This is a genomic window from Bradyrhizobium sp. 2TAF36 (assembly GCF_052114925.1).
GTDB lineage: Bacteria > Pseudomonadota > Alphaproteobacteria > Rhizobiales > Xanthobacteraceae > Bradyrhizobium > Bradyrhizobium barranii.
Genome location: NZ_JBFRFR010000013.1, coordinates 23,171 through 44,311, shown reverse-complemented (window position 1 = coordinate 44,311; position 21,141 = coordinate 23,171). Strand labels below are relative to the sequence as shown.

The window sequence follows — 21,141 nt, the reverse complement described above, 5'->3', positions numbered from 1 at the left end:
TCGTCCTTAAGCCGGCTGATCTTCGGTCGCCTCGGCCTCTTCGGCGGGCTTGGCGAGATCGGCTTCGGTGATCCAGCCGGCCTTGACGCGGGCCTGCATGATCATGGCTTCGGCATCGTCACGGGAGATCTCGATACCGTCGAGCGCACCAGGGAATTTGGTCTGCTCGCCGCCTTCCTTGCGCTCGGTCCAGCCGACCAGATCGTCAGTGGCGCAGCCGGCGAGGTCTTCGACGGTCTTGATGTCGTTCTCGCCGAATTTCACCAGCATCTTGGAGGTGACGCCCGGCACGTCCTTGACGGCGTCCTCGACACCGAGCTCCTTGCGCTTGGCCTCGATCTCGGCCTCCTGCTGCTCGAGATATTCGCGGGCACGGTTCTGGAGCTCTTGCGCGGTCTCCTCGTCGAAGCCTTCGATGCCGGCGAGTTCCTTGAGGTCCACCATCGCGAGTTCCTCGACCGAGGTGAAGCCTTCGGACGCCAGCAGCTGGCCGACCACCTCGTCGACGTTGAGCGATTCCATGAAGACGCGGGTGGAGTTCTCGAAGTCGGCCTGGCGGCGCTCCGATTCCTCCTGCTCGGTCAGGATATCGATGTCCCAGCCGGTGAGCTGCGAGGCCAGACGCACGTTCTGGCCGCGGCGGCCGATCGCCAGCGAGAGCTGGTTGTTGGTGTCGGGCACGACGACCTCGATGCGCTCGCGGTCTTCGTCGATGACGACCTTGGAGACTTCGGCCGGCGCCAGCGCGTTGACCACGAAGGTCGCGATGTCGGGCGACCACGGGATGATGTCGATCTTCTCGCCCTGCAGCTCGTTCACCACCGCCTGCACGCGYGAGCCGCGCATGCCGACGCAGGCGCCGACGGGATCGACCGAGGAATCGCGGGAAATCACGCCGATTTTCGCGCGCGAGCCGGGATCGCGGGCCACCGCCTTGATCTCGACGATGCCGTCATAGATCTCAGGCACTTCCTGCGCGAACAGCTTCGCCATGAACTGCGGATGGGTGCGGGAGAGGAAGATCTGCGGGCCGCGGGTCTCGCGGCGGACGTCGAAGATGTAGGCGCGGACGCGGTCGCCGTTGCGGAACACTTCGCGCGGCAGCATCTCGTCGCGGCGGATGATGGCTTCACCGCGGCCGAGGTCGACGATCACGCTGCCATATTCGACGCGCTTGACGACGCCGTTGACGATGTCGCCGATGCGGTCCTTGAATTCCTGATATTGGCGGTCGCGCTCGGCCTCGCGCACCTTCTGCACGATCACCTGCTTGGCCGATTGCGCGGCGATGCGGCCATATTCCAGCGGCGGCAGCGTATCGGCGATGGTGTCACCGACCTGGGCGCCGGGATTGGCGCGCTGCGCATCCACCAGCGAGATCTGGTTGGAATGATTTTCGACCTTCTCGACCACCAGCATGTGGCGCGACAGCCGCAGCTCGCCCTTCTTCGGGTCGATCTCGGCATGAACGTCAGTCTCACTGCCGTAACGTGCCCGTGCCGCCTTGGCGATGGCGTCTTCCATCGCCGCGATGACGATGCCGCGGTCGATCGATTTCTCGCGCGCGACGGCATCGGCGATCTGGAGCAATTCAAGTCGATTGGCGCTGACTGCCATGGCTAGTCTCCTTCGTCAGGCTCGATCTCGCCCCGCCGCGCGCGTTCGGCGGCCAGGCGGTGCTTCTTCGTATTGGTCGGTGCCGGCTTCTTTTTTTGCGGCTTGGTGTTCTTGGTGATCTTCGCACTGATTTCCGCGTGCGGTGCAGCCGGCGGCTCGATGCCGAGATCGCGGCGCATCTGGCGCTCCTCGGCCTTGCCGCGGCGCATGGATTCCGCGATCAGCTCGTCGGTCAGCACCAAGCGTGCCTCACCGATGTCTTCCATCGTCAGGAGAACGTCGGGATTATCGTTCGCCTTGACGTCGTCGCGATGCAGGTGCACGCGGTCGCCTTCGACGGCACCAAGCATGCCACGGAACCGCTTCCGCCCCTCATGGGCGACCGCCATGTCGATCTTCACCAGATAGCCGGAATAGCGCTCGAAATCCGAGCGGCGCACCAGCGGACGGTCGATCCCCGGCGAGGAGATTTCCAGCCGATAAGCGCGGTCGATGGGGTCCGCGACGTCGAGCACGGGCGACAGCGCCCGCGAGATCGCTTCGCAATCCTCGAGCTGCATCGAGCCGTCCGGCCGCTCGGCCATGATCTGCACGGTGCAGCCGGCCTCGCCGGAGATGCGGATCCGCACCAGGCGGTAGCCCATGCCCTCGAGCACCGGACCTGCGACCGCAGACACACGTGCCGCCACGCCCGGCTCGACCACGAGCCTCGGCTCGGCCAGCAACTCGGCATCCGTGGAACCAGTGTTCGGTTCGGTCATATCAGGGGTCAAGGCGCTCGATGGTTAAGGCTTGGTTAAGGACTTGAACAGGTTAGGATCTGCAGAGCCTGTTTCGGAACTCTTTATCCCGGCAGCTCGCCGGGTCGCATATCTTCCACCAAGCCGCGTTCAGGTAATAAAAAAGAGCGGGTCCTTTCGGGCCCACTCTCACTACGCGGATCGTATGAGAAGATGAATTGGCGCTGATATAGCCCTTTCCGTCCTCCCGGACAAGGYCCATCGCGGGAAAGACGAGGCTTTTTGCGCCCGGCCTGTGGCCCCCCGCGCAACGCTTCCTTCATCTAGCAGGCCTAAATTCCCTGATTGTGGGGCGACTTGGACCAAGGGCGCACCCGCGGCGTGCCCTGTACGAGTTGCGTTTTCATGACCGCTGCCACGTCGCTCATTCCCGGACTGGACGAGATCGTCAAACGCGGCGACCCCCGGCGTCGCGGCGAGATCGCGCGCGCCATCGCCCAACTGTTCTTCCAGGACGCCGAGAAGCTCCGTCCTGATCTCGTCGATCTCTTCGACAATCTGCTGATCGATCTCGTTCCGCATGCCGAGCTTGCCTCGCGCGTCGACCTCGCCGAGCGTTTCTCGCGCCTGAACAATGCGCCGCCGCATCTGGTGAGCCAGCTCGCGCGCGAAAACGAGATCATGGTGGCGGGTCCTGTGCTGCGCCGCTCGCCGGTGCTCGACGACGCCGCTCTCGTCGAGATCGCGCGGCTGAAGGGTCAGGGCCATCTGCTAGCGATGACCGAGCGCCCCGCACTGTCGGCCGCCATCACCGACGTGCTGGTCGAGCGCGGCGATCGCGACGTGGTGCGTCGCGCCGCGGGCAATGCCGGCGCGGAGTTCTCGCAAGGCAGCTATTCCGAGCTGATCAAGCGTGCGTCGCAGGACGGCGTGCTGACGCTCAAGATCGGCCAGCGCAACGATCTCTCGGGCGAGCACCTGAAACAGCTGCTCGACGGCACGCTCGACGTCATCCGCCGCCGCCTCTCGAGCGTGGTCAATCCCGTGCGCCAGGTCGAGATCAAGCGCGCCATGGCGGCGATCGAGGAGGCCGCGCTGCCGCCGGGGCCGCGCCGCGATTTCTCGGATGCACAGCGCACGGTGCTGACCTTGCATCGCGAGGGTCATCTCGGCGAGAGCGCGCTGCTCGGCTTCGCCAAGGCGCTCAAATACGAGGAATCGATCGCCTCGCTCGCGGCGATGTCCGGTGTCCGCCTCTCGATCCTCGATCGCCTGGTCGCGGGCGACCGCTACGATCCGATTCTCATTCTGGGGCGCGTGCTCAATCTCGGCTGGCCCACGGTGCGCGCGCTGATCCTGATGTGGTACGGCCCGCATCGCACGCCGGCCGATGCCGATCTCGAGCAGGCGCGCGTGAACTTCACGCGCCTGATGCCGTCAACGGCCGAGCGCGTCGTGAAATTCTGGCGCAACCGCCAGACGATCTAATCAAAGTACGGATCTTCGTCGTCATGGCCGGGCTTGTCCCGGCCATCCACGTTCTTGCTGCCCACAGAAGGAAAGTACGTGGATGCCCGGGACAAGCCCCGGCATGACGATTATCGATGGATCGCGCGAAGAATCTATGCGCGCCTGAACCGCAGATACGTGGTCTTGCGCCCTTCGCGCGTGGCCTTCCTGCCGTAGCGCGTCATGGTGTAGCCGTCCCATGGCCGACGGAAATCATCGGCGCATTCGGCGAGCCACTGAAAATCCGTCGACCGCRACAGATGCATCAGCGTCCACGCGCAGTAATCGTCGATATCGCAGACGAAACGGAATTCGCCACCCGCCTTCAGCACGCGTGCCATCGCGGCGATGGTGCGGTCCTGGACGAAGCGCCGCTTCCAGTGCCGCCGCTTCGGCCAGGGATCGGGATGGATCAGGTCGATCCGCGACAGCGATGCCTGCGGCAGCCAGGCCAGCAGCTCGGCGGCATCGCCTGCGAACAGACGGATGTTGCCGATGTTGGCGGCCTCGATCTGCGCGAGGATCTTTGCCATGCCGTTGACATAGGGCTCGCAGCCGATGAAGCCGGTCGTGGCGAAGTTCTGGGCCTCGGCCGCAAGATGCTCGCCGCCGCCGAATCCGATCTCAAGCCGCACATCGTCGGCCGCGGAATCGAAGATCTCATTGGCATTCGCCGGCTTCTCGCCCTCGATGTCGAGTGAAAGATGCGGCAGTAGATGATCGATCAGCTCGGCCTGGTGCTGCCTGAGCTTGTGGCCCTTGCGGCGCCCGAAGAAGGCGCGCTCGCTATCATCGCGATCGGGATCTGATTTTCGTTCGCTCATCGCAGCGTCTGGTACAGGCGATGGAGCAGCCGCGCGCGCGGTTCGAGCGACGAGAGGTAGATCTGCTCATAATGGGTGTGTGCGCCCTTGCCGTCGACGCCGAGTCCATCGAGCGTTGCGGTGTGGGCGGCGGTGAAATTGCCATCCGAGCCGCCGCCGGTGTGAGTGTCGATCAGCTCGAAGCCGATCTCGGTGGCAAGCGACTTCGCGTGTTCGTACAGCGAGGCGCCTGCATTGCTCTTCTCATAAGGTGGACGGTTGAGCCCGCCCGTGACCTTGACGGTGACGCCATCCGTCTTCGATGTCAGCCCGAGGATCTTGCCGACGAACTCTTCCGCGTCGGCAAAGCTCGGCACGCGCAGGTCGACTTCGGCAAAGGCCTCCTCCGGCGTGACGTTGGGGCGCGTGCCGCCGCGCGCCACGCCGACATTCACCGTAACGCCGCGTGCCAGATCATTCATCGCTTCCAGCGCCAGGATGACGTTGGCAAGCTCGCGGATCGCGCTGCGGCCATCCTGGGGCCTCGTGCCGGCATGTGCGGGCACACCCTTGATGAATACTTCGAATCGTCCGACGCCCTTGCGTCCGGTGACGATCTTGCCGCCGTCGCGCGCGGGCTCCGTCACAAGCACGTATTTGGCCTTGCGCCCTTCCGCCTCGATCAGCGCGCGCGAGGTCGGGCTGCCGATCTCCTCGTCGGAGGTGAACAAATGGGTGATGCCGAGCGGCGAGCGGCGAGCGGTCGCCGGCGGCGCAGAGCGCGCGAAAGGCGTGATGGGCGATATAGGCGCCGCCCTTCATGTCGTAGATGCCGGGACCGAACGCGCTGTCGCCTTCGACCTTGAACGGCAGGCGCTCGATGAATCCCATCGGGTGAACGGTATCGAGGTGGCTCAGCACCAAAATGCCCGGCCGGTCCTGGCCCCAGGTCGAGCGTGCAGCGAGATGATCGCCGCAGCCATCGACGCCGGCGACGCGCTCGAGCGTAACCGGCAGATCGCGGTATTGCTCCGCGACCACGGAGATCAGCTTGTTGACCTGTTCAGGTGTGTCCGTCGGCGTCTCGATCTCCACCCAGCGACGGATGCCATCGAGAATAGTTTGTGAATCGAACCAATTGGACTTGGTCATGAACGCATCTGTGCCTTTGAACCGCATCATCGAAGAGGGCGCGCACCAAAAACGCGCCCGCAAATGACGACATAGGCCAGATTTGACGCAGTCTCAAATCGGATTGAGCCGTCGCGTCAGCGTTTGTCGGGACCTTCGCGGGCGGCGATCTGCTCGACAAGATCGACGATCGAGCGGCGCATCTTCGAATCAGTGATTCGGGTGAACGCCTTGGTCAGAGCGAGACCTTCGGAGGTCGCGAGGAAGTCCGAGACATAGGAAGGCGAGGCGCCTTCGGCGAAGCCGTCCGGGCCGGCCACGCCGCTCGGTCCGCCCTCGAACAGGAACGACACCGGCACCTGCAGAATCTCGGCGATCTGCTGGATGCGGCTCGCGCCGACGCGATTCGTGCCCTTCTCGTACTTCTGGATCTGCTGGAAAGTCAGGCCCAAAGCTTCACCGAGCTTTTCCTGGCTCATGCCCAACATGATGCGGCGCATACGCACGCGGCTGCCGACATATTTGTCAACAGGGTTGGGCGCTTTCGACATTTCCTCAGCCTCCAAACATCACCTTCGGCGCAATCACAAGAATGCCTCCGGTGCCAGCAGCGTCAAAATCAAACCCTGTTATTGGGAAACATTGCGGAGAAATTTAGCAACGCCCACTGTCTTTTGCAGCCGGTGCAGAATGAGGAGGGCGCGTGCAGTCTGTCAACCGTGGGACTACGGTTGTCAAAGGATTCCGGTCGCGGCGGCCGCGAGGCGTGATCAGGGGTGCCGTTTGGCAACACGTCGGCGGACCGCCAGAAACACGGCCAGCGCAACGAGCATGGCTGCGGGCACGTCGCCCACCCGCGCATAGACGGTCGGCGGAATTGCGGCGGGCAGGTTTGCATCCAAAATGCCTTCGACGCCGAGGCCGAGGCTGGCAACGGTTCGTCCCACCGGATCGATCACCGCTGACACGCCGGTATTGGCGGACCGGACCAGCGGCAATCCGAGCTCGATTGCGCGCATCCGGGCCTGCTCGAGATGCTGATAGGGACCGGTCGATATGCCGAACCAGCCGTCATTGGTGAGATTCACGATCCAGCCCGGACGCTCATTGCGGCCGGCGACCTCGCCTGGAAAAATTGCTTCGTAACATATCAGCGGCAGCGCGGGCGGCGCGCCGGGCACCGATAGCGCATGTCGCACGCTGCCCGGAATGAATCCGCCGCGCACGCGCGTGAGTTGCTCGAAGCCGAGCTTCTCCATCAGGTCCTGGTAGGGCAGGAATTCGCCGAACGGCACGAGGTGCAGCTTGTCGTAGACCGAGAGCACGCTGCCGTCGTGATCGATCACGTAGATCGAATTATAGGCGCGCGTGATCGGCGTGCCCCGCGGCAGGTCGGGGGCGCGGACCGAGCCAGTAATCAGCACCGTGCCCTTCGGCAGCAGCTCGGCGATTTGCGCCATCGCGTCGGCTTCGCGGGTCAGGAAGAACGGAAAGGCGGATTCCGGCCAGATCAGGATGGTGGCATCGCGCACGCCGGTGGATTGCGGCCCCGAGGCGCGGTCCGACAGCGCCAGATATTTCTTCATCACCTCCGCCTTGGCGGCGTAGTTGAATTTCGCGTCCTGCTGGAGGTCCGGCTGCATCAGGCGCAGCTTCGCGCCCGCGACCATCGTGGTCGGATGCAGCGACAGCCGGATCGCGCCGAAGATGCTCATGACAATCAGAAGAGCAATCGCAGCCGCCGGCGCGCGCCATGCCGGGCGGCGATCGGGAGTACGGTCGATCAGAGCCGCGGGGCTTGCGAAGATCGCGATGCTAAGGAATGTCATGCCCCACAGGCCAATCAGCGACGCCGTCTGCGCCAGCGGCAGCGGCTCGGACAGGGCATAGCCGAACGCGTTCCAGGGGAAGCCGGTCAATGCGTGACCGCGCAGCCATTCGGCGATGGTGAGGCTTGCGGCCAGCGCGAGGATGCGCGTGGCATCCTTGGTCCAGAGCAGGCGGGCCAGCGCGAATCCGATCGCAGTGAAGATGGAGAGATAGGCCGGCAAGCCAAGCACGGCGAACGGTGTCAGCCACGCGAACACATCGGCGTCGACGAAGAAGGCGTAGCCGATCCAGTAGAGGCCGGGGACGAAATAGCCGAGCCCGAACCAATAGCCCGTCAGTGCCGCGGCGGGGACGCCGCGATATCGTCCGGCGCCCGCGCCGTCGATCAGCCAGACCAGCACCGGGAAGGTGATGAACAGCACCGGAAAGACATTGAATGGCGCCAGCGCCAGCACCGACAGCGCACCGCATCCCATCGCGATGAGCGCACGCTTCCATCCCCAGGTGAGGATGATGGCAAGCGCAATCTGCCGAAACCGCTGGAACGGGCTCACTGCGAACCGGTCCCGTCGCTTGGCGGCGGGACGGGCGTGTCGCTGGAAGGCGGTTGGCCGCTCTCCGGCGTGGCTTCGCGGCGGCGGCTCTCGCGCTGGGTACGCGGCGCAGGACGCTCCTTCCGTGTCGAGATGCGCAGCCGCTTGACGCGGCGCGGATCGGCATCGAGCACCTCGATCTCGTAATGGCCGGGGCCGGAGATCACCTCGCCGCGCACCGGCAGGCGCCCGACGAAGCTGACGAGATAGCCGCCGAGCGTCTCGACTTCCTCACCCGCCTCGCCGGTGACGAAATCCTCGCCGATCACCGTGCGGACGTCGTCGAGGCTGGCGCGGGCGTCTGCAATGAAGGCGTTGTCGGGCAGGCGCACGATCGAGGGCGGCTCGTCGCTGTCATGCTCGTCGTCGATCTCGCCGACGATCTGCTCGACGATGTCCTCGAGCGAAACCAGTCCGTCGCTGCCGCCATATTCGTCGACCACCAGCGCCAGATGAATGCGCGTGGCCTGCATCTGCGCCAGCAGGTCGATCGCCCGCATTGACGGCGGCACGTAGAGCAGCTTGCGGATGATGCGCGCATCCTGCAGCGGTAACGCCAGGTCGACCGTACGCAGGTCGAGGCCGGCCGGCAGCGGCTTCTTGCGCTTGGTTTTCGTGGCCTCGGACACCCGTGCGCGCGCGGTCATGAAAGCGAGCAGATCACGGATGTGGACGATGCCGACGGGGTCGTCCAGCGTCTCGTTGTAGACGACGAGGCGCGAATGACCGGCGCTCTCGAAGCGGTCCATCAACTCGCCGAGCGGGATGTCGCGCTTCACCGCGATGATGTCGGCACGATGCACCATGACGTCGGCGATGCGGCGCTCGTGCAGACCGAGGATGTTGCGCAACATGGTGCGCTCGACGGTCGAGAAGCCGGTGTCGTCGGGCGTCGTGGCATCGAGCACGACCTGGAGATCGTCGCGCACCGATCCCGCCTTCCAGCCGAACAGGGTGCGAATGGCACGCAGCAGCCAGCCTTCCGCGGTCGGCCGCATCACCTCGCCTGATGTCACCACGACCGGCAAATTGGCGGTATTGCGCGGATTGTCGTGAATAGGGTCGGAATCGGGCATCTCAATGCGTCCCCGGGCGGTCTGCATAGGGATCGGGTATGCCGAGATGAGACAGGATCTCTCGTTCGAGCGCTTCCATCTCCTCCGCGTCGCCATCGTTCCCGTGGTCGTAGCCGACCAGGTGCAGGAAACCATGCACGGCGAGATGGCTCAAATGATGATCGAACGGCTTCTGTTCCTCGTCCGCCTCGCGCCGCATGGTCTCGTAGGCGATCGCGATGTCGCCGAGCATGCGCGGCGCATCGCCTTCCTTCCACTCGCCCTCCGGCTGGAGCGCGGGGAACGACAGCACGTTGGTCGGCTTGTCGATGCCGCGCCAGTTGCTGTTGAGCGTGCGGATGCCGGCATCATCGGTCAGCATCACGGCCACTTCGGCGTCGGCAACGTCCTCGTCGACACTCTCGGCGGCGGCCGCCACCGCACGCTGGATCACCGCTTCGGAATCGGGCTCGCGCTGCCAGCAATCGGCAACGACGAGGACCTCGGTCATGGGAAGGTTTGGATGTGACATTGTCTTTGTTCGGAACGAAAAGGCGCCTGCGTCCGCGCCCATATGGTCCGGCTGTTGTCTCGTCAGGATTTACCGGCGGCCGGCCGCTGCGGCTGCCCCTCATAGGCAGAGACGATTCGTGCCACGAGCTCGTGGCGGATCACGTCCTCGGCTTTGAAATGAACTTGTGCAATACCTTCGACGCCGCCCAGCAGGCGCGTCGCTTCCGCAAGGCCCGAAGTCTGGCCGTTCGGCAGGTCGATCTGCGAGGGATCGCCGGTCACGATCATGCGGCTGTTCTCGCCGAGACGGGTCAAGAACATCTTCATCTGCATCGACGTAGTGTTCTGCGCCTCGTCCAGGATGATCGCGGCGTTGGTCAGCGTGCGGCCGCGCATGAAGGCGAGCGGCGCGATCTCGATCTCGCCGGTCTGGAGCGCCCGCTCGACGATGCGCGCGTCCATGAGGTCGTAAAGCGCGTCGTAGATCGGACGGAGATACGGATCGACCTTCTCGCGGAGATCGCCGGGCAAAAAGCCAAGCCGCTCGCCGGCCTCGACCGCCGGACGCGACAGGATGATCTTGTCGACTTCCTTGCGCTCGAACAGCTGCGCGGCATGCGCGACCGCGAGCCAGGTCTTGCCGGTGCCGGCGGGGCCGATGCCGAACACCAGCTCGTGGCGCTTCAGCGCGCGGATGTAGGAATCCTGCGCGGCGGTGCGTGCGCGCACCGGGCGCTTGCGCAAATTGATGCTGTCGAAGGTGGATTTGGCCGATTTGGCGTCGAATTCGAACAGCGAGCCCTGTGCGATCACGGCGCGGATCGCGCCTTCGACTTCGCCCTGGTCGAGATCCTGCCCCTTCACGGCCTGCGCGTAGAGTGTCTCCAGCACGCGGCGCGCGGCGTCGCAGCCGTCACGCGTGCCGCCGATGGTGATGTGGTTGCCCTTGGAGTCGACCACGACGCCGAGCCGCCGCTCGATCTGAGCGAGATGCTGGCCGTAGGGGCCGACCAGCGCGGATGCGGCGCGGTTGTCGTCGAAGTCGATGACGACCTGGGTCTCGGGCGGAACTTGCATGTCGCGGTCAAATTTGCGGCTGGGAGCGAACGAAGACGAATCCGATGCGCTTTTTGGCAAGGGTTCAGGCTCCAATGGCTTGCGATAAAGCGGGCTCGCGCGCGTTACGCGGCGTCACGAGCTCACCGAGGAAACTATAGCGTTCGAGGCTGTCGATCCGGACCGGCAGGATCTGTCCGATGATGTCGGGCGAGGCCATCACATGCGCAGGCTGGAGGAAGGCAGTGCGGCCGACGATCTGGCCCTCCTTGCGGGCCGGACGCTCGAACAGCACATCGACCGTTGAGCCAATCGCGGCCTTGTTGAAGGCCGATTGCTGGCTGTCGATCAGTTCCTGGAGCCGCTCCAATCGCTGGTCCATCTCGGCGGGGGACACCGTCTCCTGCATATCCGCGGCCGGCGTTCCCGGCCGGGCGGAGTATTTGAACGAATATGCGGCAGCGTAGCCGATTTGCGTGACAAGCGCGAGGGTGGCGAGAAAATCTTGCTCGCTTTCGCCGGGGAATCCCACGATAAAATCTGATGAAAAAGCAATGTCTTGGCGCGCTGACCGGAAACGGTCGATGACACGCCGATAATCATCGGCGGTATGTTTCCGGTTCATGGCGGCGAGAATCCGGTCCGAACCCGACTGCACCGGCAGGTGCACGAACGGCATCAGCTCGCCGAGATCGCGATGGGCTGCAATCAAACTGTCATCGACATCGCGGGGATGGCTGGTCGAATAGCGCAGCCGTGCGATGCCCGGAATCTTCGCGAGATGTTCGAGCAATCGGCCGAGCGGCCAGGCTTTTCCGTCCGGTCCCTCGCCGTGATAGGCGTTGACGTTCTGACCGATCAGCGTGAGCTCGCGCACGCCGTTGTCGGCCAGCCGCTTCACGTCATCGACGATCTTCGCGACGGGGCGCGACACTTCCGAGCCCCGCGTATAGGGCACGACGCAGAAGGTGCAGAACTTGTCGCAGCCTTCCTGCACCGTGACGAAAGCGGAAATGCCGCGCGCGCGGATCGCATCGGGCTTTGGCTGGGCCAGGAAGCCGAACTTGTCGGCTGCAGGAAACTCGGTCTCGATCGCACGGCCTTCGTCGCGCGCACGCTTCAGAAGCTCCGGAAGGTGATGATAGCTCTGCGGGCCGACCACGACGTCAACCACCGGCGCACGGCGCGTGATCTCCCCACCTTCGGCCTGCGCCACGCAGCCCGCCACCGCGATCTGCATCGCCCGGCCCCCGCGCGCGGCCTCTTCCTTGGCGACCCGCAGCCGGCCAAGCTCGGAATAGACCTTTTCGGAGGCCTTCTCGCGGATATGGCAGGTGTTGAGGATGACGAGGTCGGCATCCTCCGCGTTGGCCGTCTCCACGAATCCTTCCGGAGCCAGCGTGTCCACCATGCGCTGGGCATCGTAGACATTCATCTGGCAGCCATATGATTTGATGTGCAGCTTGCGCGGCGGCGTCATGGAACCCGGAATTGAGGTGGAGGACGCCCCTCAGATATAGGCTGGAGGGACGAAAATCCAGCGATTGACACCCCGCGGGGTCATTCCGGGGCGCCCGCAAAGCGGGAGAACCTGGAATTCAGAGGTTTTGGCGCGAGATTCCGGGTTCACGCGGGTTGCGCGTGCCTGGGAATGACGACGAGGCCGAAATCAGCCCGCCAGGGTGTTCCCCGCGACCCGCCGGACCAGCTCCGGCAAGTGCCGCATATCGTCGAACGTCAATCCGGCGCCTGCGGCACGCAGCCTCTCGGCGTGACCCGGCGGGCAATGGCTGCCGCCGTGAAAGCCCAGCACGCTCATCCCTGCGGCATGCGCGCCGGTCACTCCGGGGACGCTGTCCTCGATCACGACGCACCGTTCAGGCGCGGCTTTCATCCGTTCGGCGGCAAACAGGAACAGATCGGGTGCGGGCTTGCCGCGTGCGACCTGGCTTGCGGAAAAGATGTTCGGGGCGAGCAGGTCGTAGAGCCCGGCGCATGTCAGGCCGTGATGGATCTTCTCCGGCGTGCCGCTCGATGCAACGCATTTCGGCAAATCGATTGCGGCAATCGCCGCGGCCACGTGGGTGATCGGCTGCAAATCGCTGGCGTAAAATTGCAGCGTGGCCGCATTCACTTGGCTCTCAAGATCGTCGGGGAGGTTGTGGCCGATTTCCTGTTCGACCATCCGCCGCGCGTCTTTCTCGGATACGCCGAGGAAGCGGACCAGCACTTGCTCCGAGGTGATGGGATAGCCGTGCCGCGTGAGCACATCGGCATGTGCGCGACAGGAGATCACCTCGCTGTCCACGAGCACGCCGTCGCAATCGAAGATGATGAGATCTATAGGCACGAGGGCATGATCCGGAAAAGTGTGGAGCGGTTTTCCGACAAGATCATGCCACTTAAGACGTCGGCTTGTCGTCGTCGAGCGGAACGCAATAGAGCTCGAGCCGATGGTCGACCAGCTTGTAGCCGAGCTTGCGGGCGATCTCCGCCTGCAGCTTCTCGATCTCCTCGGAGGTGAACTCGATCACCTTGCCGTCGCGCAGATTGATGAGGTGGTCGTGATGGCTGTCGCGCATCGTCTCGTAGCGCGCGCGGCCCTCGCGGAAATCATGGCGCTCGATGATGCCGGCATCCTCGAACAGCTTGACGGTGCGATACACGGTCGAGATCGAGATCTTGTCGTCGACGGCGACGCAGCGCCGGTAAAGTTCCTCGACGTCGGGGTGGTCGACCGATTCCGCCAGCACGCGGGCGATGACGCGGCGCTGCTCGGTCATGCGCATGCCGGTGGCGGCGCAGCGAGCCTCGATGCCGGTCGCCTTGGAGGCGGAGGAAGGTTTAAGTCCAGTCATAGTGTGTCTGCCTGACGGGGGCGCTTTCTGCCATCAATGTTACGACAAGTCACGTCGCATCAGAAGTGCGTTCAATTGTTCCCCGTTGGGCTGCTTATAGTAGCGTTCGCGACGCCCGACCACCATGAATCCGGCCCGATCGTAGAGCCGCCGCGCCGGCTGGTTATTTTCCTCGACCTCGAGAAATATTGTGCGCACGCCGCGCCCGGCGAGGTGGCCGAGATGCGTCATCAGCAGCGTGCCGGACAGCCCGCGGCCGCGGTGAGCCTGGTCGACCGCGATGGAGAGGATTTCCGCTTCGTCCGCGCCGATCCGCGAGACCGCGAATCCGATTGTCTTGCGGCCGAGCCGCAATCGGTGCACGAGCGTGTTGCGCTCGCCGATCATGCCCTCGAACTCGCCTTCGCCCCAGCCGTGGGCAAAGGATTGTCCGTGCAGCTGCGCCAGCCGCGCGGCGTCGCGCGTGGAGGCCGGCTCGACGGCGGCCGTGCCGCCGCGCCACCATTCCGAAAGCCATCTCATCATGAGGTTGCGGCTTGTGCGGCGAGCGGTGGCTGTGCGGCCGGCTTTGCGTCGGGCGCCTTCAGATAGAACGGCCGCGCCGGCGTGGTTTCGGGATTGGCCGCGGCGCCGAGCCAGGCGACCCAGCCGATGTCGGGCGCGGGCTGCGCGTCGACCGCAACGGGTTGCGGACCGTCCTTCGGCCAGCGACCGGCGAGGATCTTTGCGGCATTGCCGACCAGATGCGGCGCACCGAATTGCGAGGCCGCGATCGCCGCGTCAATTGGCACGACGCTCGGCCGCACCAGCGGGCTGCCGTCGCCGGCTACGATCTGGAAGTAGACGTGATCGTGCCGCGCATCGATCGCCGAGATCACCGGCGCCGTTCCGCTCTGGCCGACGACGGTGGCGGCATAGGCCGAAAGCGTCGTCAGCCCGACCGCGGGCCGCTTCGCCGCAAGCGCAAGGCCGCGCGCGGCCGAAATGCCGACCCTCAGGCCCGTGAAGCTTCCGGGGCCGACGGTGACGGCGATGCGGTCGAGCGAGGTGAAGGCAAGATCGGCCGATTGCATCACGCGCGCGATCATCGGCATCAGCGCTTCGGCGTGGCCGCGCTTCATCAGAAGCGATTCCTCCGCAAGCAGCTGGCCGGCGTCGGTGTCGAGAACGGCAGCCGCGCACGCTTCCAGCGCGGTATCGATGGCAAGGATCAGCATCGAATCAGCTTAGTCGGTCGAGCCGCGGTCGAACCAGTCCAAGTTTGATTTCTCGACCGGCGCACGATCGGCCCCGTAATTCTACGTGGACGCGAAGGCGACAAAATTTTCGCTCCCCATTTTCGATGCGGATGCATCAATTTGCAACCTTAGAGATAGCTAAGTGGTTGAAATGTTGGCATTTTAAGTAATCATTAGCAAACCAATGACACCGTCAACGGGCGGGAGAGTGAGTCAACGACGACTCAGACGGGGCGCTTTGGCAGATCAAGCCGCGCCTGTTCGGTCATTTGGAAGGGTTCATTTATGTCTTTTTGGCGAAGCGGTTCTTCGGCTAGGGAGGCTTTGGCTCAGGTCATTGCACTCGGCAAGTCGCAGGCGGTCATCGAATTCAATCTCGACGGCACCATTATCACGGCCAACCAGAATTTCCTGGACGCGATGGGCTACCGGCTCGACGAGATCGCCGGCAAGCACCACAGCATGTTCGTGATGCCGGAGGAGCGGGGCAGCGCGGCCTATCGCGAGTTCTGGGCGCAGCTCGGCCGCGGCGAATATCAATCAGCCGAATACAAGCGGCTCGGCAAGGGCGGTCGCGAGATCTGGATCCAAGCGTCCTATAATCCGATCATCGACGAAGCCGGCAAACCGGTGAAGGTCGTCAAGTTCGCGACCGACATCACCGCGCGCAAGATCCGCAGCCTCGAAGATGCCGGCAAGATTTCCGCGATCGGCCGCGCCCAGGCGGTGATCGAGTTTAATCTCGACGGCACCATCATCACCGCCAACGAGAATTTCCTGAGCACGGTGGGCTATCGGCTCGACGAGATCCAGGGGCAGCATCACAGCATATTCGTGGGGGCAGGTGAGCGCGATAGCGCAGCCTATCGCGAATTCTGGGCCAAGCTCGGCCGCGGCGAATTCCAGTCCGGCGAATACAAGCGCTTCGGCAAGGGCGGCAAGGAGGTCTGGATTCTCGCTTCCTACAATCCGATCCTCGATGAGACCGGCAAGCCGTTCAAGGTGGTGAAGTTCGCGACCGACGTCAGTGCGCAGAAGCTGTCGAATGCGAATTTCGCCGGGCAGATCGAGGCGATCGGCAAGTCGCAGGCCGTGATCGAGTTCAGCATGGACGGCAAGGTTTTGACAGCCAACGAAAACTTCCTCGGCGCGCTCGGCTATACGCTGTCCGAGATCGTCGGCAAGCATCACAGCATGTTCGTGGGCACTGACGAGCGCGACAGCGAAGCCTATCGGGCCTTCTGGGCCAGGCTGAACGCCGGTGAATTCCAGTCCGGCGAATATCAGCGAATCGGCAAGGGCGGCCGGCAGGTCTGGATTCAGGCCTCCTACAACCCGATCCGCGACCTCAACGGCAATCCGTTCAAGGTCGTGAAATACGCCTCCGACACCACCGCCCAGGTGATCGCGCGCAAGCGCAGCGAGAAGGTGCGCGACATGATGGAATCGGTCGCCGCCGGCGCCGAGGAGCTCAACGCCTCGGTGCGCGAGATTGCCGAAGCAATGACGCGCTCGCGCGAGACCGCATCGACCGCGGTCGATCGGGTCGAGGCGGCGGACCATCAGGCGCAGCGGCTGACTCAGGCGGCAGAGTCGATGAGCATGATCGTGCAGCTGATCGGCAGCATCACCGGTCAGATCAATCTGCTGGCGCTGAACGCCACCATCGAATCCGCGCGCGCCGGCGAGGCCGGTCGCGGCTTTGCCGTGGTGGCATCTGAAGTGAAGAACCTCGCCAATCAGGCCAAGCAGGCCGCCGACCGGATCGAGCAGGAGATCGGCAATCTGAACGGCATCTCGGTCGACGTGGTCGCCGCGCTGGGGGCGATCCGGGGCGCGATCGAGGGCGTCAGCGAATATGTGTCGTCAACGGCCGCCGCCGTCGAGGAGCAGAGCACCGTCACCAGCGAAATGTCGGCGAGCATGCGCAAGGCCGCGGAAGAGGCGGCGAGCATCGGCCAGGCGGCGTAGGAGAGATCTCGTAGGGTGGGCAACGCGAAGCGTGCCCACCTCTTCTTTTCGCGATGATTGCATGGTGGGCACGGCGCAAGCGCGCCTTTGCCCACCCTACGGCACTTCGCCTACATCGGCCGGACTTCGACCACGTCGGGCACGAAATGCTTCAGCAAATTCTGAATGCCGTGCTGGAGCGTCGCGGTCGACGACGGGCAGCCGGCGCATGAGCCCTTCATGTTGAGATAGACGATGCCGTCCTTGAAGCCGCGGAAGGTGATGTCGCCGCCGTCATTGGCGACCGCGGGCCGCACGCGGGTCTCGATCAGATCCTTGATCATGTCGACCGTCTCGGCATCGGACTCGTCGAAGAACTCATCCTCGTCGTCGAGCTCGGCATCGCTTGGAGCCGCGCCATCGGCGAGCAACGGCGCGCCGGACATGTAGTGCTCCATGATGGCGCCGAGGATCGCGGGCTTGAGCTGCTGCCATTCACCGTTCGCCTTGGTCACGGTGATGAAATCCGATCCGTAGAACACGCCGGTGACGCCGGGCACGTCGAACAGCTTTTCGGCCAGCGGCGAGCGCGTGGCCGATTCGCGGCTCGAAAATTCCATCGGGCCGCCGTCGACGACGACGCGGCCGGGAATGAACTTCAGCGTGGCGGGATTGGGGGTGGCTTCGGTTTGAATGAACATGGTTTTCTCCAGACGTCGCCGGTTCAAGGCCGGCGCGCAAGCTATCCAGTAGCAGATGGCGACGGGGAACGCACGGTCAAGGGGTGGGTAGGACGTTTCGTTGCGATATCAGCGGGTTAGGACACTTTAATATTCCCGCGCCGTCATGGCCGGGCTTGACCCGGCCATCCACGCCTTGCTGCGTGGCGCCAAGAACGTGGATGCCCGGGACAAGCCCGGGCATGACGGATATCTGGTTGGCCGCAGTCCAGATAGGGACGTCTACGACAGCGAATCCACGCTTCCATCGCTCAGCGCGCCCGAGATGATCGTCACCGGCACCGGGAACGTGCCCAGTTCATGCACCAGCAGCGAGACCAGCGGTCCCGGACCCTCCGCGCCGGGATTGGCGGCGAGCACCAGCATGGCGATGTCAGGGTCCTCGTCGATCACGGCGAGCAGTTGTTCCATTGCATCGCCTTCGCGGATCACCCGCTCCGGCGTGATCGCGGCGATGCCGTTGGCGCGGCCGGCGGCGCGGTCGAGCGCGGCTTCCGCCGCCTCCTGAGCCTCGGCGCGCATGATCTCGGCCACCCCGAGCCATTCCTGACTCTGCTGCTCGGGCTCGATGATGCGCAGCATCACCACGCCGCCGCCGGCGCGGATCGCCCAGCGGCTGGCATAGTAGACCGCGCGATCCCATTCGGCGGTGTCATCGACGATCACGAGGCATTTGGGCTTGTGACCCGGCTCGAAGCAAAGTCGCTTGCTGGGTGAAGCGGCCGGCGCAGTGGGCGCCGGCCGGGTCTCGCAAATGCGGGGAATCAGCGCCGGCGGATGAAGCCGACGATGTCCTTCGAGAGCTTCATGGTCTCGTCGGCGATGGCGCGGGCCCGGTCGGCGCCATCGTTCAGGATCGCGTCGATATGGCCGGGGTCGGCGACGAGGCGCTTCATCTCGCCGGCGATCGGCGAGAGTTTTGTCACGCACAGATCCACCAGCGCATTCTTGAAGCTGGAGAACTGGCCGCCGCCGAATTCTCTGAGCACGTCGGCCTTGGAGCGGCCGGAGAGCGCGGCGAAGATACCGACGAGATTGTCGGCCTCGGGGCGCGCTTCCAGGCCCTTTTCCTCTGACGGCAGCGGCTCGGGGTCGGTCTTCGCCTTGCGCACCTTCTGCGCGATGGTGTCGGCGTCGTCGGTCAAATTGATGCGCGAATTGTCGGAGGCGTCCGACTTCGACATCTTCTTGGTGCCGTCGCGCAGGCTCATCACGCGCGTCGCCGGTCCCGTGATCAGCGGTTCCGGCAGCGGGAAGAACAGGCCGTCATTGGCGCCGAGGCTGCGGATCGAGTCACCAAAGTCGTTGTTGAACTTCTGCGCGATGTCGCGCGAGAGCTCGAGATGCTGCTTCTGGTCCTCGCCGACCGGAACGTGGGTGGCGCGGTACAGCAGAATGTCGGCGGCCATCAGCACGGGATAGTCGAAGAGGCCAACGGACGCGTTCTCGCGGTCCTTGCCGGCCTTCTCCTTGAACTGGGTCATGCGGCCCAGCCAGCCCATGCGCGCGACGCAGTTGAAGATCCAGGCGAGCTCGGCGTGGCCGGAGACCTGGCTCTGGTTGAACACGATGTGCTTCTTCGGATCGATGCCGCTCGCGATGAACGCCGCGGTGACCTCGCGGGTGTTGCGCGCGAGCTCGACTGGTCCGCCCCAGACGTCCACGCCTTGCGTGATCGCGTGCATGTCGACGACGCAATAGATGCAGTTGTGGGTTTCCTGCATCTTCACGAAGTTGACGATCGCGCCGAGGTAATTGCCGAGATGCAGATTGCCGGTCGGCTGGACGCCCGAAAAGACCCGTTCAACGAATGCCATGGTAAGTCTTCCTGGAAGGTATTCGGCCGTCGTTTCCAACAGCGGCGCTGCCCCGTCAAGGGTAATTCGGTGGCGTCACGCCTCGGACTCGGTCCGGGCCGGGCGCTTCAGCACGTTAGCCGCCTCGCGCCATGAGGCCGCGCCGAGGACCTGCAGGAGCACGCCATAGACGGCGATTCCGGCCGCGATCTGCAGGCCCAGGACGATGAAGCGGATCAGCCCGTGCGCCTCGGCGGGCGACAGGCCGGTCGTCAGCCAGAGCAGGGCGCCCATGGCAGCCGCGGCGAGCACGATCCGCGGCAGCCGGTTGCGGGCGGCCGCATCGACCGAGAAGCCGAACTCGCTGGTGCCTTTCCGCAGCAGCGAGATCGCACTGCTCCAGGCGCCGGCCGCGATGCTGGCGGCGATTCCGGTCGCGCCAAGGACGTGTCCGAGCACGACAGCGAGGGCGATCGCGACCACAAAGCCCTTGGCGGTCGCCAGCAGCGGCGTCATCGTGTCGCTGCGGGCATAGTAGGCCGGCGACAGCGCTTTGATCAGCACATGCGCCGGCAGGCCCAGCGCCAGCCACATCAGCGCATGCGCGGTGGCCGTACTGTCGTCCGCGCTGAATGCGCCATGCTCGAACAACAGTCGCACGATCGGTTCGGCCAGCACGACGAGGCCGAGCGTCGCGGGCAGCGCCAGCCCGGTCGCCAGTTCCAGCGCGCGCGATTCCGCATGCGCCACGGCGTCACGGTCGCCGCTACGCACCGCGCGCGTCAGCTCCGGCACCAGCACCGTGCCCATGGCGACACCGACGATGCCGAGCGGCAGCTCGATCAGGCGGTTGGCGAAATAGAGCCAGGAGACCGCGGAGGGCGTGGCGGAGGCGATGATCGCGCCCGCGACCATCAGCCATTGCGGGCCCGAGCTTGCGATCATGCCGGGGATTGCCTTGGCGAAAAAGCCGCGCATCTCCTGGTCGAAGCTGATCCGCAGCGGCGTCGCCAGTCGCGCGCTTCGCTGCGACAGCAGCATCAGCAATTGCAGCAGTCCGGCGACGCCGACGGTCGCCGCCAGCATCCATGCTGCGAAGCCGGCGTCGGCATGCCAGACGAGCAGCATCGCAATGGCCGCAATCAGCGCGATGTTGAACAGCAGCGGCGAGAATGCCGTGAGTGCAAAGCGCCCCTGGGCATTGAGCAGCCCCATCAGCACGGTGACAGGTCCGGCGAAGGCGAGATAGGGCAGCATCAGCCGCGCGTTCGCGACGGCGAGATCGAGCGTGCCGCTACCCAGAAATCCGGGCGCGATCACGGTGATGATCAGCGGCATCACAAGCGCGATGACGATCGAAATCGCGATCAGCGCCGCGCTGACCGTGCCGAGCACGCGTCCCGCGAAGGCGGAAGCGGCCGCTTCGCCATCACGGTCACGGACGCGTAGCCAGGCCGGGATCAGGGCAGCGTTCAGCGCCCCCTCACTGAGCAGCCGTCGCACCACATTGACGAGCTGGAACGCTGCCAGAAACGCGTCCGCCACCGCGCCCGTGCCCAACAGAGCGGCAATCATGGAATCGCGGGCAAAGCCGAGCAGCCGCGAGGCCAGTGTTCCCGTTGAAACTGTCAGGAAAGAGCGGATCATTGCGCCGACATAATACCGTTGCTTGCCCGCTTGGGGCCGGTCGTGATAGGCCGCGAGCCAGATTT

19 protein-coding genes and 1 pseudogene are annotated in these 21,141 nt (G+C 64.6%); 2 read left to right on the top strand and 18 right to left on the bottom strand.

From position 1 onward, the window contains the following. Window positions 1-6: 6 nt before the first annotated feature. Entirely contained in the window at window positions 7-1,617 is a 1,611-nt protein-coding gene (gene nusA / locus AB4Z51_RS09880) for a transcription termination factor NusA (RefSeq protein ID WP_028150578.1), read from the bottom strand. Window positions 1,618-1,619: 2 nt separating this feature from the next. Then, on the bottom strand, window positions 1,620-2,378 hold the full coding sequence (gene rimP, locus AB4Z51_RS09875; protein ID WP_063980137.1) for a ribosome maturation factor RimP: 759 nt from the start codon (window positions 2,376-2,378) through the stop codon (window positions 1,620-1,622). Between the two features lie 384 nt (window positions 2,379-2,762). On the opposite strand from rimP, the gene AB4Z51_RS09870 reads away from it, so the two are divergent. Continuing rightward, the gene (locus AB4Z51_RS09870) at window positions 2,763-3,845 is read left to right on the top strand and encodes a DUF2336 domain-containing protein (protein WP_135214071.1); all 1,083 of its coding nucleotides are present in this window, start codon (window positions 2,763-2,765) and stop codon (window positions 3,843-3,845) included. Between the two features lie 134 nt (window positions 3,846-3,979). On the opposite strand, the gene AB4Z51_RS09865 is transcribed toward AB4Z51_RS09870, so the two are convergent. The 12 genes and pseudogenes from AB4Z51_RS09865 to tsaB form a co-directional block, all read right to left on the bottom strand. Continuing rightward, a complete protein-coding gene (locus AB4Z51_RS09865) occupies window positions 3,980-4,690 on the bottom strand; it encodes a tRNA (guanine(46)-N(7))-methyltransferase TrmB (RefSeq protein ID WP_441497351.1) in 711 nt (236 codons plus the stop codon). Next, window positions 4,687-5,851 (bottom strand): annotated as a pseudogene (locus AB4Z51_RS09860) (M20 family metallopeptidase). Before AB4Z51_RS09860 ends, AB4Z51_RS09865 begins: the two are co-directional and overlap by 4 nt. An 86-nt stretch (window positions 5,852-5,937) precedes the next feature. Continuing rightward, on the bottom strand, window positions 5,938-6,351 hold the full coding sequence (locus AB4Z51_RS09855; RefSeq protein WP_008131807.1) for a helix-turn-helix domain-containing protein: 414 nt from the start codon (window positions 6,349-6,351) through the stop codon (window positions 5,938-5,940). A gap of 219 nt (window positions 6,352-6,570) precedes the next feature. Next, window positions 6,571-8,184 (bottom strand): apolipoprotein N-acyltransferase, encoded by a 1,614-nt coding sequence (lnt, locus tag AB4Z51_RS09850; protein ID WP_135214074.1) that lies wholly within the window; start codon window positions 8,182-8,184, stop codon window positions 6,571-6,573. After that, window positions 8,181-9,299, bottom strand: coding sequence for a hemolysin family protein (locus AB4Z51_RS09845; RefSeq protein ID WP_063980132.1), 1,119 nt, complete (start codon window positions 9,297-9,299; stop codon window positions 8,181-8,183). The genes lnt and AB4Z51_RS09845 overlap by 4 nt, the downstream gene beginning before the upstream one ends. A 1-nt stretch (window position 9,300) precedes the next feature. Further along, a complete protein-coding gene (ybeY, locus tag AB4Z51_RS09840; RefSeq protein WP_441497350.1) occupies window positions 9,301-9,789 on the bottom strand; it encodes an rRNA maturation RNase YbeY in 489 nt (162 codons plus the stop codon). An 83-nt stretch (window positions 9,790-9,872) separates the two neighbouring features. After that, window positions 9,873-10,868, bottom strand: a complete 996-nt coding sequence (locus AB4Z51_RS09835) for a PhoH family protein (RefSeq protein ID WP_063980131.1) — start codon at window positions 10,866-10,868, stop codon at window positions 9,873-9,875. A gap of 64 nt (window positions 10,869-10,932) precedes the next feature. Further along, window positions 10,933-12,327 carry a tRNA (N6-isopentenyl adenosine(37)-C2)-methylthiotransferase MiaB gene (miaB, locus tag AB4Z51_RS09830; protein ID WP_166064333.1) on the bottom strand — a complete coding sequence of 465 codons (1,395 nt, stop codon included), beginning with the start codon at window positions 12,325-12,327 and terminating at the stop codon, window positions 10,933-10,935. A gap of 189 nt (window positions 12,328-12,516) precedes the next feature. Continuing rightward, on the bottom strand, window positions 12,517-13,197 hold the full coding sequence (locus AB4Z51_RS09825) for an HAD family hydrolase (RefSeq protein ID WP_441497349.1): 681 nt from the start codon (window positions 13,195-13,197) through the stop codon (window positions 12,517-12,519). Between the two features lie 52 nt (window positions 13,198-13,249). Next, entirely contained in the window at window positions 13,250-13,705 is a 456-nt protein-coding gene (locus AB4Z51_RS09820; protein WP_028150589.1) for a Fur family transcriptional regulator, read from the bottom strand. Between the two features lie 39 nt (window positions 13,706-13,744). Beyond that, window positions 13,745-14,230, bottom strand: a complete 486-nt coding sequence (rimI, locus tag AB4Z51_RS09815; RefSeq protein WP_441497348.1) for a ribosomal protein S18-alanine N-acetyltransferase — start codon at window positions 14,228-14,230, stop codon at window positions 13,745-13,747. Beyond that, a complete protein-coding gene (tsaB, locus tag AB4Z51_RS09810; protein ID WP_441497347.1) occupies window positions 14,227-14,922 on the bottom strand; it encodes a tRNA (adenosine(37)-N6)-threonylcarbamoyltransferase complex dimerization subunit type 1 TsaB in 696 nt (231 codons plus the stop codon). The genes rimI and tsaB overlap by 4 nt, the downstream gene beginning before the upstream one ends. A gap of 306 nt (window positions 14,923-15,228) precedes the next feature. On the opposite strand from tsaB, the gene AB4Z51_RS09805 reads away from it, so the two are divergent. Next, window positions 15,229-16,914 (top strand): PAS domain-containing protein, encoded by a 1,686-nt coding sequence (locus AB4Z51_RS09805; protein ID WP_441497346.1) that lies wholly within the window; start codon window positions 15,229-15,231, stop codon window positions 16,912-16,914. A gap of 110 nt (window positions 16,915-17,024) precedes the next feature. On the opposite strand, the gene AB4Z51_RS09800 is transcribed toward AB4Z51_RS09805, so the two are convergent. The 4 genes from AB4Z51_RS09800 to murJ all read right to left on the bottom strand — a co-directional run bounded on the left by AB4Z51_RS09800 (window position 17,025) and on the right by murJ (window position 21,076). Next, the gene (locus tag AB4Z51_RS09800; protein ID WP_028150592.1) at window positions 17,025-17,594 is read right to left on the bottom strand and encodes a NifU family protein; all 570 of its coding nucleotides are present in this window, start codon (window positions 17,592-17,594) and stop codon (window positions 17,025-17,027) included. Window positions 17,595-17,855: 261 nt separating this feature from the next. Continuing rightward, a complete protein-coding gene (locus AB4Z51_RS09795) occupies window positions 17,856-18,389 on the bottom strand; it encodes a universal stress protein (protein WP_441497372.1) in 534 nt (177 codons plus the stop codon). 8 nt (window positions 18,390-18,397) lie between these two features. Further along, a complete protein-coding gene (gene trpS / locus AB4Z51_RS09790; protein ID WP_085405057.1) occupies window positions 18,398-19,450 on the bottom strand; it encodes a tryptophan--tRNA ligase in 1,053 nt (350 codons plus the stop codon). A 75-nt stretch (window positions 19,451-19,525) separates the two neighbouring features. Further along, window positions 19,526-21,076 (bottom strand): murein biosynthesis integral membrane protein MurJ, encoded by a 1,551-nt coding sequence (gene murJ, locus AB4Z51_RS09785; protein WP_441497345.1) that lies wholly within the window; start codon window positions 21,074-21,076, stop codon window positions 19,526-19,528. Window positions 21,077-21,141: the final 65 nt, after the last annotated feature.